This is a genomic window from Methylobacterium adhaesivum (genome assembly GCF_022179065.1).
GTDB lineage: Bacteria > Pseudomonadota > Alphaproteobacteria > Rhizobiales > Beijerinckiaceae > Methylobacterium > Methylobacterium adhaesivum.
In genome coordinates, this window is the sequence record NZ_BPQD01000015.1 from 106114 (window position 1) to 120501 (window position 14388).

The 14388-nt window shown below is 68.6% G+C and carries 13 protein-coding genes; 7 read left to right on the plus strand and 6 right to left on the minus strand.

Annotated features, from left to right (window positions below):
* Positions 1-528 precede the first annotated feature (528 nt).
* Positions 529-3168, plus strand: a complete 2640-nt coding sequence (locus MFF01_RS12995) for a DUF3772 domain-containing protein (protein ID WP_238225936.1) — start codon at positions 529-531, stop codon at positions 3166-3168.
* 4 nt (positions 3169-3172) lie between these two features.
* A complete protein-coding gene (locus tag MFF01_RS13000) occupies positions 3173-3706 on the plus strand; it encodes a CAP domain-containing protein (protein ID WP_373319750.1) in 534 nt (177 codons plus the stop codon).
* Between the two features lie 52 nt (positions 3707-3758).
* Here the strand turns inward: MFF01_RS13000 and MFF01_RS13005 are convergent, their stop codons facing one another.
* From MFF01_RS13005 to MFF01_RS13015, 3 genes are all read right to left on the minus strand, one after another.
* Complete coding sequence (locus MFF01_RS13005; protein WP_238225938.1) at positions 3759-4091, minus strand: c-type cytochrome; 333 nt, start codon at positions 4089-4091, stop codon at positions 3759-3761.
* 80 nt (positions 4092-4171) lie between these two features.
* A complete protein-coding gene (locus tag MFF01_RS13010) occupies positions 4172-5461 on the minus strand; it encodes a PQQ-dependent sugar dehydrogenase (RefSeq protein WP_238225940.1) in 1290 nt (429 codons plus the stop codon).
* A 115-nt stretch (positions 5462-5576) separates the two neighbouring features.
* Positions 5577-5987: an MAPEG family protein gene (locus tag MFF01_RS13015; RefSeq protein WP_238225941.1), complete on the minus strand. Its 411-nt coding sequence runs from the start codon at positions 5985-5987 to the stop codon at positions 5577-5579.
* Positions 5988-6183: 196 nt separating this feature from the next.
* Between MFF01_RS13015 and alaS the strand changes: the two genes are divergently transcribed.
* Positions 6184-8835 carry an alanine--tRNA ligase gene (gene alaS, locus MFF01_RS13020; protein WP_238225943.1) on the plus strand — a complete coding sequence of 884 codons (2652 nt, stop codon included), beginning with the start codon at positions 6184-6186 and terminating at the stop codon, positions 8833-8835.
* An 18-nt stretch (positions 8836-8853) separates the two neighbouring features.
* On the opposite strand, the gene MFF01_RS13025 is transcribed toward alaS, so the two are convergent.
* Both MFF01_RS13025 and MFF01_RS13030 read right to left on the minus strand, forming a co-directional pair.
* Complete coding sequence (locus tag MFF01_RS13025; RefSeq protein ID WP_238225945.1) at positions 8854-9630, minus strand: SDR family NAD(P)-dependent oxidoreductase; 777 nt, start codon at positions 9628-9630, stop codon at positions 8854-8856.
* Positions 9627-10049: a DUF2147 domain-containing protein gene (locus tag MFF01_RS13030; RefSeq protein WP_238225946.1), complete on the minus strand. Its 423-nt coding sequence runs from the start codon at positions 10047-10049 to the stop codon at positions 9627-9629. Before MFF01_RS13030 ends, MFF01_RS13025 begins: the two co-directional genes overlap by 4 nt.
* 189 nt (positions 10050-10238) lie before the next feature.
* Here MFF01_RS13030 and rfbC point away from each other — a divergent pair, with 189 nt between their 5' ends.
* Genes rfbC through rfbA form a run of 4 tightly spaced genes read left to right on the plus strand, consistent with a single transcriptional unit; the run spans position 10239 to position 13680 of the window.
* A complete protein-coding gene (rfbC, locus tag MFF01_RS13035; protein ID WP_238225948.1) occupies positions 10239-10790 on the plus strand; it encodes a dTDP-4-dehydrorhamnose 3,5-epimerase in 552 nt (183 codons plus the stop codon).
* Positions 10791-10822: 32 nt separating this feature from the next.
* Positions 10823-11884, plus strand: coding sequence for a dTDP-glucose 4,6-dehydratase (gene rfbB / locus MFF01_RS13040; protein WP_238225950.1), 1062 nt, complete (start codon positions 10823-10825; stop codon positions 11882-11884).
* Positions 11885-12790, plus strand: coding sequence for a dTDP-4-dehydrorhamnose reductase (rfbD, locus tag MFF01_RS13045; protein ID WP_238225953.1), 906 nt, complete (start codon positions 11885-11887; stop codon positions 12788-12790).
* The gene (rfbA, locus tag MFF01_RS13050; protein WP_238225955.1) at positions 12787-13680 is read left to right on the plus strand and encodes a glucose-1-phosphate thymidylyltransferase RfbA; all 894 of its coding nucleotides are present in this window, start codon (positions 12787-12789) and stop codon (positions 13678-13680) included. The genes rfbD and rfbA overlap by 4 nt, the downstream gene beginning before the upstream one ends.
* 83 nt (positions 13681-13763) lie before the next feature.
* Here the strand turns inward: rfbA and MFF01_RS13055 are convergent, their stop codons facing one another.
* Entirely contained in the window at positions 13764-14384 is a 621-nt protein-coding gene (locus MFF01_RS13055; RefSeq protein ID WP_238225958.1) for a hypothetical protein, read from the minus strand.
* Positions 14385-14388: the final 4 nt, after the last annotated feature.

Sequence of the window (14388 nt, forward strand, 5' to 3'; positions counted from 1 at the left end):
GTGAGGACTTTCCGGAGGTGCGCTCGCCTCGACGGGTGAGGGGCTTTGCCAAAAGCGGTCGCATCGGGCGGAAACGCCCGGTTCGTGGCAACGTCCGCCGACGACCGTCACCACCCCCTCGCACCGATACGAAAAGGCATAGTCCATCGCGGCTTAGTCTAATATCAGCATGACACGCTTGTGAAGGCTGTCCGACGCATCCGTGACGTCGCGTCCCCCGCCCGATGCCGGCCGCCGCGCCGCCACCGCGCGGCGTCAGCCTTTCGCCCCATTGATCGGCGAAGGCGACGGCTCCCGACCCCGATGCCCCCGGCCTCGTTCGGGCGATTCCGACGCCCCGGCATGGAGTCGCGCGATGCCGGGCGGAAAGGGGTCTTAGAGTGCCTTGCGAAACTCCCGATCACGGCCGGTTCTCGTTCCGGGCCTGGCGGCGTGGCGGGAGTTTTGTGAGAGCCACTGAGAACGCTCAAGGACGGCACCTTGCAGGACACGAACGCCCGAACCGCGCAGCGTCCCAATCCATGGGGAATGCGTCGCAACCCCGGCCGGGGCGCGTCGCGCCTCTCCCGCCTGTCGATGGCGGGATGGCTCGGCCTCGCTCTGCTCGCCTCCGGTACGGGTTCGGGACACGCGGCTCCGGCAGCGCGGCTCGCGCAAGTCGCCCCCCCCGCGACCCAACCGACGGCGCCCGCGGCTCAGCCGGCGGCTCCGGCGGCCCAGCCCGCGCCAGCGGCACCCGCTGCGAAGCCGGCGCCGCCCAAACCGGTCTCGGATGAAATCAAGACGGTTCGTGAAACCCTCGACAAGGCCAAGGACGACCTCGAGCGCCGCGAGAAGATCCTGTCCGGCCAGACGGTGGGCAGCGGCGATCTCACCCGCGCCCGCGACGGTATCGACGCCATCGCGGACAGCATCCGCCATGTCATCGACATCACCACGCCCCGCCTCGAGGCCGCGCGCGAGCGCCTGACGCAGCTCGGCCCCAAGCCGAAGGAGGGTGCCGAGGGTGAGGACGTCGCCCGAGAGCGCACCGAGCGCGAGCAGGCGGTGGCGGAGATCGACGAGACTCAGCGCTTGGCGAAATCTCTCCTCGTCCAGAGCGACCAGATCGTCGACCAGGTGACGAACCGGCGCCGCGCCGATTTTACCCGTGGCCTGTTCGAGCGCTCGACGGCCCTCGTTAGCCCGGACCTGTGGATGCGGATCGCCGCCGATATCCCGCGCGACGTGCGCGCCCTCCGCAATGCCGTCTCGGACACCGGCGAGCTGCTCACGCGGAACGGAACCATCGGCAACCTGATCCTGCTCGGCGTCGCCTTCGGCATCTCCATCGCCCTGTATTTCGGGCGCCGCAACATCGCTCCGCGCCTCGGGCGGCGGGACGCCAAGGCCGTGGCGCCATCGCAGCGCAAGAAGCTGCTCGCCGCCTGGCGCGTCTTCCTCCTCGGCACCGTGCCGGCGGTGTTGGGCAGCTATGCGGTCTACTACGCCCTCGATGCCACCGACCTGCTTCCCCTGCGGCTCCTGCCGGTGGCGGCCGCCATCCTCGGCGGCCTCGCCTTCATCGCCTTCGTCGAAGCCGTGGCCGACGCCCTGCTGTCACCGGACAAGCCGTCCTGGCGCACGACGACGATGACGGATGCCGCCGCGTCGCGGATCATCACCCTGGCGGTCGGGATCGCCGTGGTGATCACGGTGATCAAATCCATCGAGGCCCTGAACTCGGCGATCTCGGCGGCCCTCCCGATCTCCATCGCCACGCGCGGCATTGGCGCGCTTGCCACGGCCCTCATCCTCGCCATCGGACTGCATCGCTTCGCCGACACCGCGGAGAAGGAGGAGGCCTGCTTCGGGCCCTACGTGGCGCCCGAGGCGGCCACGGGAATCGGCGGACCGGCCCGCCTCCTCGGCTGGGCCGCCGTGGTGGTCATCGGCGCGGCGGCGCTGTTCGGGTACGTCGCCTTCGCGACCTTCCTCATCGACCAGCTCGTCTGGACCGCGAGCCTGTTCGTGCTGCTGTTCCTGTTCATCGGCAGCGCCGACACCTTCATCGGTGGGACGCTGCGTGACGACACGAAGATCGCCACGGCGCTCCAGGCCAACACCGGCCTGCGCAAGCGCTCCCTGAATCAGATCGCCGTGCTCGCCTCGGGCTTCGCCCGCGTGGTGCTCATCCTGGTGGCGGCCCTCCTGGCGCTGGCGCCGTGGGGCCTCGATTCCACCGACGTGTTCACCTCGGTGCGCTCAGCCTTCTTCGGCTTCAAGGTCGGCGACGTCACCATCTCCCTCTCCACCATCGCGCTCGCCATCGGCCTGCTCGTGCTCGGCATGGCGATCACCCGCGCGATCCAGCGTTGGCTCGAGAACACCTACCTGCCGGCCACCGACCTCGATGCCGGCCTGCGCAACTCGATCTCGACGATCACGGGCTATTTCGGCTTCCTGCTCACCCTCGCCCTCTCATTCTCCTATCTCGGCCTCAGCCTCGAGAAGCTCACCATCGTGGCCGGCGCCCTGTCGGTGGGTATCGGTTTCGGCCTGCAATCCATCGTCAACAACTTCGTCTCGGGGCTGCTGCTCCTGTGGGAGCGCCCCATCCGCGTGGGTGATCAGGTGCTCATCGGCGACAGCGAAGGCATCGTGAAGCGCATCTCCGTGCGCTCGACGGAGATCCAGACCTTCGACCGCTCGGCCGTCATCGTGCCGAACTCGAACCTGATCTCGGGCATCGTCAAGAACCGGGTGCGCGGCGACCGCACCGGCCGGGTGTCGATCACCGTCAACGTCCTGCGCAATCAGGATCCGGTGCGTGCCGCCGAGATGCTGGTGGCCTGCGCCACCGCCCATCCGGACGTCCTCAAGGAGCCCGCCCCCCGGGTCGTGTTCCGCAAGATCGGCGATCCGTTCCTCGAATTCGAGCTCATCGCCATGATCGTCGATGTGAGTTTCGGGCTGAAGGTTCAGAACGATTTGAACTTTGCCGTGTTCAAGGCCTTGTCCGAGGTCGGAATGATCCCGGCCATGGGGCCTGCCTCCAGCAACGTCGTCGTGCAGGGGCTGGAGCCGTTTCAGGAGGCTATGGGTCGAATCGCCAGCACGTTCGTGGAGCCGAAAGGCAACGGTGCGGGTTGGATGGATCGGTCCGGGGCGGAAATGCCGAAGGGGTGAACGGGTGAACAAGGGCTGGGTAAGACTCAAGAGTCCGGGTCCGCGTGGAGTCGGCACGGGGCTGGTCCTGGCCTGCGGTCTCGCGCTCGGTGGCTGTGCCAGCCAGCAACCGCTCGAAACAGCCACCGCCCTGCCCAGCCTGTACTGGCCGATGACCACCGCCTCGGCGCAAGTCGACGCAGCCACGGCCCGCGACATGATCTCGGCCTACCGTGCCCGCTCCGGCGGCAAACCACTGCAGCTCGATCCCGAACTGCAGAAACTCGCCGAAGCCGAGGCCGCCGCCATGGCAGCCGCCGATCGGCCGAGCCGCGCCCAGACCGTGCGGGTCGCCATGGAACGCCTCGGCCATCCCTCGGCCGGTGCCAACCTCTCGGCTGGCTACCATACCCTCGCCGAAGCCTTCTCCGGGTGGCGCGACAGCCCGGCCCACAACGCCGTGATGCTGGCGCCGGAGGCCACCCGCATGGGCATCGCCACGGCCTACGCGCCGAACTCGAAGTACCGGGTCTACTGGGCACTGCTGGTGTCGAAGTAGCCGTCGCGTCGCCGCCGAGGCCCCGCCCGTTGCCGGACTGGCCGCGTCGGGCTCAGCCCGGCGGGAGAACCTCGATCTGGATGCCGGCGTAGTATGCCGCGAGGTTGGCGATCTCGGTGTCCGACAGGCCCTTGGCGACGACGCTCATGATCTGATTATTGCGCGTGCCGTCGCGGTACTCGGTGAGCGCCTTGACGAGGTACGGCTCGACCTGCCCGGCGAGGTTCGGCGCCTCCGGCAATTTCGAGAGGCCATCCATCCCGTGACAGGTCTGACAGGCGGTCGCCGCCTTGCGACCCGTCTTGGCGTCACCGGCACAGGCTGATCCGGTGATGGTTGCGCCGAGGGAAACGGCGACAAGGAGGGTGAAGGCGGAACGGATCATGCGGGGTCCGAAGGCATCTGGCGGTTCGAAGGCGGATCGGCCGGCTGATTGCGAAGGGCGACCCGCCGGCCTCGGACGGATCACTTGCCTTCGTAGGTGATCCGATAGATCGCGCCCGCGGTGTCGTCCGAGACGAGGAGCGAACCGTCGAGGAACACGGCGACATCCGTCGGGCGGCCGAGATACTCGCCATCCGCCGTCAGCCAGCCTTCGGCGAACGGCGTCGGCGCCCCGGCCTTGCCGTCCTTGTCCACGGGCACGAACATGACACGGGCGCCGATGGGCGTAGTGCGGTTCCACGAGCCGTGCTCGGCAATGAAGATCCCGCCGCGATACGAGGTCGGGAACATCTTGCCGCCATAGAACGCCATGCCGAGATCGGCGGCATGGGGCGGCAGCTCGGCCTGCGGCAGCACGGCATCTTTTGGCGGTGTCTCGTCCTTGTACTCCGCCGTACGAACCTGTCCGCCGCCGAACCAGGGGAAGCCGAAATTCTCGCCGGCCTTGGCGGCGCGGTTGAGTTCGCCCGGCGGGGTGTCGTCGCCCATGCCGTCGACCTGGTTGTCCGTGAACCACAGGGACTTGTCGGCCGGGCTGAAATCCATGCCGACGGAATTCCGGATTCCCGTGGCGAACACCTCGCGGTTCTTGCCGTCCGCATCCATGCGGATGATCCCGCCGATGCCGGTCCTGGCGTAGAGGTCGCGCTTGTCGGCCGGCGGGACGTTGTAGGGCTGGCCGAGCGAGATGTAGGTCTTGCCGTCCGGCCCGACCCGGCACATCCGTGCGGTGTGGTTGTAGCTCTCTTCCGCCGCCGGAATGAGCGCGCCCTGCTTGACCAGCACGCCAGCGGCGACGTCCGGATTCTCGTAGAAGAACTCGGCCGCCGGGAACGACAGGACCCGGTTCTGCTCGGCGATCGTCAGCACGCCGTCCCGGGAGAAGCAGACCCCGTTGGGGATCTTGAAATCGATGCCGGGGGCGAAGGCCCGGACCTCGTCGGCGACCCGATCCTTGTCGCGGTCGGTCACCGTGTAGACTTTTGTCTTGCGGGTACCGACGAACAGCACGCCCGCATTGGGCCCGACGGCGATGGAGCGGGCATCGGGCACCACGGCGTAGAGATCGATCTTGAAGCCCTCGGGCAGCTTGACCTTGGCGAGGGTCTTGCGCAGCGCGTCGGCGCGCCGTCCGGTCTGGGGGATTTCGGGCGCCTCGGCCGTGCCGGTGCTCTGCATCCCCGTCAGTTTTTCCAAGGCGTCGGCCTTGGCCTTCGTCTCGGCGGGGGCGGCCCCTTGGGCGAAGGCGCCGAGGCTCGTCAGCCCGAGGGCGACGCCGGCCAGGAGCGTCGCGGTGAGGACGGATCGCATGGGGTTCTCTCCCGGCTCCACCCGCATGATCGGGGTGGTTGCCGGGAGTGACGATAGGGGCTCGCCCACCACTCTCGCAAGGGCCGCCCCCGGGGGGGCGACCGAAGGGGGGCGGTCAGTAGGGCAGGATCTTGATGAACAGGCCCCAGAGGACGAATAGGATGCCGACGATGGAGACACCCCAGACGATCGAGCGGATCTTGGGCACGCCGAAGCCGTAGATCGGCAGGTAGGCGAGGCGGGCAAAGAAGTAGAGATAGGCGCCGAGCACCACCGCCGTGTTGTGGCGCCCGGTGGCGACGCAGGCAAGCACGAGGGCGGCGAAGATCGGGAAGGTCTCGAAGAAATTCTTGGAGGCCTTCTCCAACCGTGCGGCGGCCCCCGTCACCTCCGGCGTCTTGCCCTCGCGATTGCCCGCGGCCCAGGCGAGCCCGCCCCGTTGCTGCAGGCCGCTATAGGAGGCGGCGACGATGTGCACGAGGCCGAGGAAGCAGGACCAGGCGAGGAGGCGGATTTCGACGGGCATTGTTTCGGCAATTCCTTCGTAAGCGTGGATGCACCGTACCTAGAGCATTGCGTGCCCGAGGGGCACCCGACGGTGCGAAACGTGAAACCGCCCGTGACTTGAGGCGGAACCCTCCGTATGAGACGCCTGCGCGGGGACCGGCCCATACGGTCGATCGCACCGACCCGGCGGGGCCAAGGACAGAGTCTTTATTGCGATGAGCGGCGTCAACGAGATCCGGTCGACCTTCCTCGACTTCTTCGCAGCGGCGGGCCACGAGGTGGTGCCGTCGTCGTCGCTGGTGCCACGCAACGACCCGACCCTGATGTTCACCAATGCCGGCATGGTGCAGTTCAAGAACGTCTTCACCGGCGTCGAGAAGCGGCCCTACGATCGTGCCACCACGGCGCAGAAATGTGTCCGGGCCGGGGGCAAGCACAACGACCTCGACAATGTCGGCTACACGGCGCGCCACCACACCTTCTTCGAGATGCTCGGCAATTTCTCCTTCGGCGATTATTTCAAGCCGCAGGCCATCGAGCTCGCCTGGACCCTGATCACCCGGGAATTCGGGCTGTCGAAGGACCGCCTCCTGGTCACCGTCTATGCCGACGACGACGAGGCGGCCTCGCTCTGGAAGAAGATCGCCGGGTTTTCCGATGATCGCATCATTCGCATCGGCACCTCCGACAATTTCTGGCAGATGGGCGACACCGGCCCGTGCGGCCCGTGCTCGGAGATCTTCATCGACCAGGGACCGGGGCTCCAGGGCGGCCCGCCCGGCTCCCCGGACGAGGACGGCGACCGCTTCCTCGAGTTCTGGAACCTCGTGTTCATGCAGTACGAGCAGATCGAGCCAGGCAACCGCCTCGCCCTGCCGCGCCCGAGCATCGACACCGGCATGGGCCTGGAGCGCATGGCCGCCATCCTACAGGGGGTGACGAGCAACTACGATACAGACCTGTTCCGTGCCCTCATCGACGCCGTCGCCCACGCCGTCGGCCGTCCGCCCGAGCCCGCCAACCGCGCCTCCTACCGGGTGATCGCCGACCACCTGCGCGCCTCGTCCTTCCTCGTCGCCGACGGCGTCCTGCCGGGCAACGAGGGCCGTGGCTACGTGCTGCGCCGGATCATGCGCCGGGCCATGCGTCACCTCGAACTTCTGGGCTCGCGCGACCCTGTGATGTACCGCCTCGTACCCACCCTGGTGCGCGAGATGGGCCAGGCCTATCCCGAACTCACCCGGGCCGAGGGCCTCATCGCCGAGACCCTGCGGCTGGAAGAGACCCGGTTCCGCCGCACCCTGGAGCGGGGCCTCGCCATCCTGGACGCCGAGACCCGCGATCTCGGCCGGGGCCAGAACCTCTCCGGCGAGACGGCCTTCACCCTCTACGACACCTACGGCTTCCCCCTCGACCTGACGCAGGACGCTCTCAAGGCGCGCGGCATCGGCGTCGACACGGACGCGTTCGGGGCTGCCATGGAGCGCCAGCGCAAGGCCGCGCGCGCCGCCTGGACGGGTTCGGGCGAAGCCGCCACCGAGACCGTCTGGTACGGCGTCAAGGAGCGCACCGGCGCCACGGAGTTCCTAGGGTACGAGACCGAGACCGCCGAGGGTATCGTCACCGCCCTCCTGCGGGACGGCACCGAGGTCGAAGCCCTGGAGGCCGGGCAGACCGGCCTCGCCCTCCTCAACCAGACACCGTTCTACGCCGAGTCCGGCGGTCAGGTCGGCGATACCGGCACGCTCACCGCCTCCGGCCTCAAGGCACGGGTGACGGCCACGGAGAAGAAGCTCGGCGACTTGTTCGTCCACCACGTTACCGTGGACGAGGGCCGGCTTGCCCTGAACCAGCCCGTCGAGCTCGCCGTCGAGGGCGGCCGCCGCGCCGCCATCCGGGCCAACCATTCGGCGACCCACCTCCTGCACGAGGCCCTGCGCCAGGTGCTCGGCGACCACGTCGCCCAGAAAGGCTCGCTGGTCTCGGCCGAGCGCCTGCGCTTCGATTTCAGTCACCCCAAGCCCATGGACGAGGCCGAGATCCGCGCGGTGGAGGACATCGCCAACGCGGTGCTCCTGCAGAACACCCCCGTGGTGACGAAGCTCATGGCGCAGGACGAGGCCGTGGCCTCGGGCGCTCGTGCCCTGTTCGGCGAGAAGTACGGAGACGAGGTCCGCGTCGTGTCCATGGGCCTGCCCGTTGCCGGCGGCGGCAAGGCGTTCTCGGTGGAACTCTGCGGCGGCACGCACGCAGCGCGCACGGGCGAGATTGGCCAGGTCTCCGTGGTCGCCGAAAGCGCGGTCGGTGCAGGTGTGCGCCGCATCGAGGCCCTGACGGCGGGCGCCGCCCGGCGCCACCGCGCCGAAGAGGGCCGCACCCTGGCTCAGATCGCCGGTCTGCTGAAATCCGCCCCCTCCGACGTGCCCGAGCGCCTCTCGGCTCTCATCGAGGACCGCCGCCGCCTGGAGCGCGAACTCACGGACGCGCGGAAAAAGCTCGCCATGGGCGGCGCCGGCTCCGGCGGAGACGAGATCGCCGAGGTCGCGGGCGTAAAGCTCTTGGCCCGCGTCGTCGAAGGCGTCGAGATGCGCGACCTGAAGTCCCTCGCCGACGAGGGCAAGAGTCGGATCGGCTCTGGCATCGTCGCCCTGGTCGGGGTCGCGCCCGACGGCAAGGCCGGCCTCGTCGTCGGCGTCACGGCCGACCTTACCGAGCGGTTCGACGCCGTCGCCCTGGTGCGGGCGGGCGCCGGCCATCTCGGCGGCAAGGGCGGCGGCGGCCGCCGCGACATGGCTCAGGCCGGCGGACCGGAGGGGACGGGGGCAGAGGCGGCCCTGGATGCGATCCGGTCGGCGGTCGCCGGCTGATCGGCCGGCGGCGTGACCCTATCCGGGCGACGCCGCCGACCCCGCCAACAGACCGCCGTCGATGGTCAGCTCCGTGCCGGTGACGTAGGCGGCTTCATCGGAGGCGAGCAGGACGGACAGCGCCGCGACTTCCTCCGGGCGGCCGAAGCGCCGTAGGGGCGTGTCGGCCACCAGAGCGTCCGTCCGCGCCTGCCGGTCCGGCCCGGTCCCGAGCATCGGCTCCCACATGGGGGTGAGAATCGCCGCCGGGTGGATCGAGTTGCAGCGGATGGCCCATCCCTGCTGGGCGCAGTAGAGCGCCACGGTCTTCGTATGGTTGCGGATTGCCGCCTTCGAGGAGGCGTAGGCCGCCGCGCCCGGAATGCCGACGAGGCCGGAGCGCGAGGAAATGTTGACGATCGATCCCGTCCCGCGCGCCTTCATGGCGCGAATGGCATAGCGGCAACCAAGGAAGGTGCCGTCGAGGTTGACCGCGTGAACCGCGCGCCAATCCGCCAGGGAGGCGTTCTCCGGGTCGTGCGGGACCATTCCGTCCTCGAAGCCCGTCACGCCCGCGTTGTTCACAACCACGTCGACGGTGGGGACCGCCCGTACGAGGGCGTCCCAATCCTCTTCCCGGGCCACATCAAGCGCCAGCGCCCGGCACCCGATGGTGGCGGCCATGTCCAGGACCGCTGCCGCATCCCTATCCGTCGCGACCACAATGCCGCCTTCGCGATGGAAGGCTTCGGCGATGGCGCGCCCGATCCCGCGCGCGGCCCCGGTGACGACGCAGGTCTTTCCCGCCAGCCTCAATTCACCCGCTTCCACGTCTGGGTCTTGCAGAATACGCTCATGACGCAGCCAGCGACCTCGACCACGTTCGCCCCCTTGAGGGTCATCGAGCCGGCGTAGGTCTTGCCGTCCTTCGGGTTATAGAGCGTGCCCTCGAAGCCGTCGCCCTTGGGGCGATTGGCGTTCATGATCTGCACGCCGACGAGCTTGCGGTTCTTCAGGGAGGCGTCGGGGTTCTGGCTGTCGAGGCCGGGGCCGGACACGCTCGCGAGGGTGCCGCAATAGCCGGCGCCGCAACGCGCGATACGAACCTTGGAATCGCCCGTCTCGGTGAGCCAGAGGCCCGTGGGGTCGGCCGCATTCTGGGCCGAGGCCGGGCCGGCGAGTGCGAGGAAGAGGGTGCCCAAGGCGGCGCAGGCCAGCCGATTCGTGATGGTCATCGTACGATGTCTCCTTGGCCCGCGCTCGGCGTGGTCGGGGGGCATAGCGTAGGCCCGGTCGCACCGGCAAGCGGTCCATGCTTCGGGTCCCGCGTCTGCCTCTCAAGTCCTGGCCCAGCCTTGACAACCCGGCCGGAACCCCGGCCTAGGACGGTTCGAATTCGAGGTTGTCCTGAGGATCCATCCATCATGCGGGTGATCGAAACCGAGATCGCGGCGGTCAAGCGCGTCGTTCCCAATCGCTTCGGCGATGACCGAGGCTGGTTCTCGGAAACGTTTCGCGTCGATACGCTTGCGGCCGGCGGAATCGACGTGGCGTTCGTTCAGGACAACCAGTCCTTTTCGGCGCAGGCCGGCACCGTGCGCGGCCTGCATTTTCAGCTTCCGCCCGCCGCACAGGCGAAGCTCGTGCGGGTGCTCGCCGGATCGATCCTCGACGTCGCCGTCGATCTGCGCCGCGACAGCCCGACCTTCGGCCGCCACGTCGCCGTGACGCTGGACGCAAAGGGCGGCGAACAGCTCTACGTGCCGGCCGGATTCGCCCACGGGTTCTGCACCCTGGAGCCCGACACCATGGTGGCCTACAAGGTCAGCGCCTATTACAGCGCGGCTCACGACCGCAATCTGGTTTGGAACGACCCCGATCTCGCGATCGCCTGGCCCGTGGACGAGGCCGCGGCCGTCCTGTCGGACAAGGATCGCGCCGCCCCGCGTTTCGCGGATCTCGGCGCGGCGTTCTGAACCAATCCGAAAGCTTTGAGGAGACGACACGCATGCGCATCCTGGTCACCGGCGGCTGCGGCTTCATCGGCTCCGCCCTCGTCCTGCACCTCGTGCAGGATCTCGGGCACGACGTACTCACTCTCGACGCCCTGACCTACGCGGCCAATCCCGTCTCCCTGGCGCCGCTCTCCGACGATCCGCGCCACCGGCTGGTTGAAGCGGACATCTGCGATCCGAAGGCGGTTCACGCCCTCTATACCGAGTTTCGGCCGGACGCGGTCATGCATCTCGCCGCCGAGAGCCACGTCGATCGCTCCATCACCGATCCGGGCGCGTTCATCCGCACCAACGTGGTCGGCACCCAGGTGATGCTCGACGGCGCCCGCACCCACTGGGACGGGCTCGACGGCGCGGCGAAGGCCGCGTTCCGCTTCCTCCACGTCTCCACGGACGAGGTCTACGGCTCGCTCCCACCCGATGGGTTCTTCACCGAGGAGAGCCGCTACGATCCCCGCTCGCCGTATTCGGCCTCGAAGGCGGCGTCCGATCACCTGGCGCGGGCCTGGCATGAGACCTACGGCCTGCCGGTGCTCATTACGAACTGCTCGAACAATTACGGGCCGCGCCACTTCCCGGAAAAGCTCATCCCCCTGATGATCCTCAACGCCCTGGAGGGGAAGAACCTGCCCGTCTACGGCGACGGCCTGAACGAGCGCGACTGGATCCACGTCGAGGATCATGCCCGCGGCCTCGTCGCCGTGCTGGAGAAGGGGCGCCTCGGCGAGACCTACCTGCTCGGTGGCCGTTCCGTGCGCAACAATCTTGCGGTGGTGAAGGGGCTCTGCGCCGCCTTCGACCGCCTGCGTCCCGAGCACGCCCCCCACGACCGCCTCATCACCTACGTCGCCGACCGCCCCGGCCACGACCGCCGCTACGCCATCGACCCGTCGAAGGCGGAGGCCGAGGTCGCGTGGGCGCCGACGAAGAACTTCGAGACGGCGCTGGAAGAGACCGTGCGGTGGTACCTCGACAACGAGGCGTGGTGGCGCCCGATCCGCGAGGGCCGTTACACCGGCGAGCGCCTCGGCCTCGGTGCGACGAAGGCCTCCTGAATGGATATCCTCGTTCTCGGCGGCGCGGGTCAGGTCGGCACCGAACTCAAGGCCTATGCCTGGCCCGACGGCGTACGGGTGGATGCACCCGACCGCACGGCCCTCGACATCACCGACGCGGGCGCGGTGGCTCAGGCCCTCGACGCGAAAGCCTACGCGGCGGTGATCAATACGGCGGCCTACACCGCCGTGGACAAGGCCGAATCCGACGTCGTCGCGGCCTGGCGCCTCAACACCCTGGCTCCGGCGATCCTGGCGGCGGCCACGCGGGAGCGGGGCATTCCCCTCGTCCATGTCTCGACGGATTACGTGTTCGACGGCGACGGTCTCGGCGACTACGTCCCCGATGCGCCGGTGAACCCGCGCAGCGTCTACGGGGCGAGCAAGGCGGCGGGCGAGATGGCGGTGCGGACCGCCAACCTGCGCCACGCCATTGTACGCACCGCCTGGGTGGTGAGCCCGCACCGGGGCAACTTCGTGAAGACCATGCTGCGCCTCTCGGCCGAGCGCGATGCCCTCACGGTGGTGGACGACCAGCACGGCTGTCCGACCTCGGCCACGGACCTGGCTGAGGCCTGCGCCCGCATCGCCCTGCGCCTCGCTGCCGACGCGGACGCTCCTACGGGGACGTTCCACTGCGTCAATGCCGGCGCGACCACGTGGGCCGGCTTCGCCCAAGCCATCATAGCGGGCTCCGCCGCCCGGGGCGGCCGGGCGATCCCCGTCACGGGCATTCCGACGAGCGCCTATCCGACCCCGGCCCGGCGCCCGGCGAATTCCCGCCTGTCGACGGCGAGCCTCACGGCCGCTTACGGGATCGTGCCGCGCCCTTGGGCGACCGCACTGGATGATATCCTCGACCGGCTCATCGGGCCGGCCCACACCAACACGGAGACACGGGCATGAAGGGCATCGTCCTTGCCGGTGGATCGGGCACGCGCCTGCACCCGGCCACCCTGTCGATCAACAAGCAGCTCCTGCCGGTCTACGACAAGCCGATGATCTATTACCCGGTCTCGGTGCTGATGCTCGCCGGTATCCGCGAGATCCTGATCATCTCGTCGCCCGAACACCTCGACAACTACAAGCGCCTGTTCGGCACCGGCGAGCAGTTCGGCCTGCAATTCTCCTACGCCGTGCAGCCTCGCCCCGAGGGCCTCGCCCAGGCCTTCGTGATCGGTCGCGACTTCGTGGGCCAGGACGATGTCGCCCTGGTGCTCGGCGATAATCTGTTCTTCGGCAACGGCATGAGCGAGCTGCTCACCCGCGCCCGCGCCCGCAAGAGCGGCGCCACGGTGTTCGCCTATCACGTCGACAACCCGGCGGCCTACGGCGTCGTGACCCTCGACAAGCAGGGGCGGCCCCTGCGCCTCGTGGAGAAGCCGCCCGAGCCGGAAAGCCCCTGGGCAGTCACGGGCCTGTATTTCTACGACAATCAGGTGCTCGACATTGCCGCCGCCGTGACGCCGTCGCCCCGGGGTGAGCTGGAGATCACGAGCGTCAACCAAGCTTATCTCGAGATGGGCCAGCTTCACGTCGAGCGGATGTCGCGGGGCTACGCCTGGCTCGACACCGGCACCCATGACAGCCTTCTCGAAGCCGCCGAGTTCGTCCGCACCCTTCAGCACCGCCAGGGGCTGCAGGTGGCCTGCCTGGAGGAGATCGCCTACCTCCAAGGCTTCATCGACAAGGAACAGCTCATCGCCCGCGGCAATCTCTTCGCCAAGACGGCGTATGGCCAGAATCTCCTTCGACTGGCCAAGGACGACGCCTTCGCGGATTTCGCGGCTCGGTGAAGTCAAGTCGGGGGCTCGGACTCCCGGTCAGCGGTGGCTCCTTCGAGCCGCCGCCGAGCGACAGCGTCGCGCGGGAGGCGTGTTCACCCGTTGGACGAAGGATGCGGCACCTCTTCGTCATCGTACGAAGCCGACCCACCCAGAACGCTCCCGAAATACGTTTCCTCCACCTCGCAGAACGCCACACCGTCCGGAGTCGCCAGGACGGCCTGCAAGACGAACAGCGCCTCATCGGGGGCGGGGGCTGCGCCAGAGCTGCGTAGGCCTCGCAGAGCCAGGGTGTGGCGCGTCGGGGCGAGCGGGTGCACGACCCGGCCGAACGGCGCCCGCGTCGCGTCGAGGCTGCGGTTCATCGCCGGGGTGAGACGGGCGGGGACATACCAGTTGTCGGCCACCGAGAGGACGCGCGCGCCGCAGACAAGACGGACGCGGCGGTGACGCACGGCCTCGCTGTCACCGAGCCTCAGACGCTCACGCTGAGCCGCTTTAAGTGGCCGCTGTGGACCCGGAATAGGATCAGCCAGGAGATCGGCATCGGGAAAGCCGCGCTCGGTGCACCACGCTTCCAAGACGGCGGTGGCGCTGGACCCGGTGAGCAGACGTGCCGTCAGGTCGGCGATCAGGCTCTGCGCCGTCTCATTGGAAACCGGCCCATCGACTGGCGGCATCATGCTCGGAAAAACCGGATCGGCATCGGAAACCAAACTA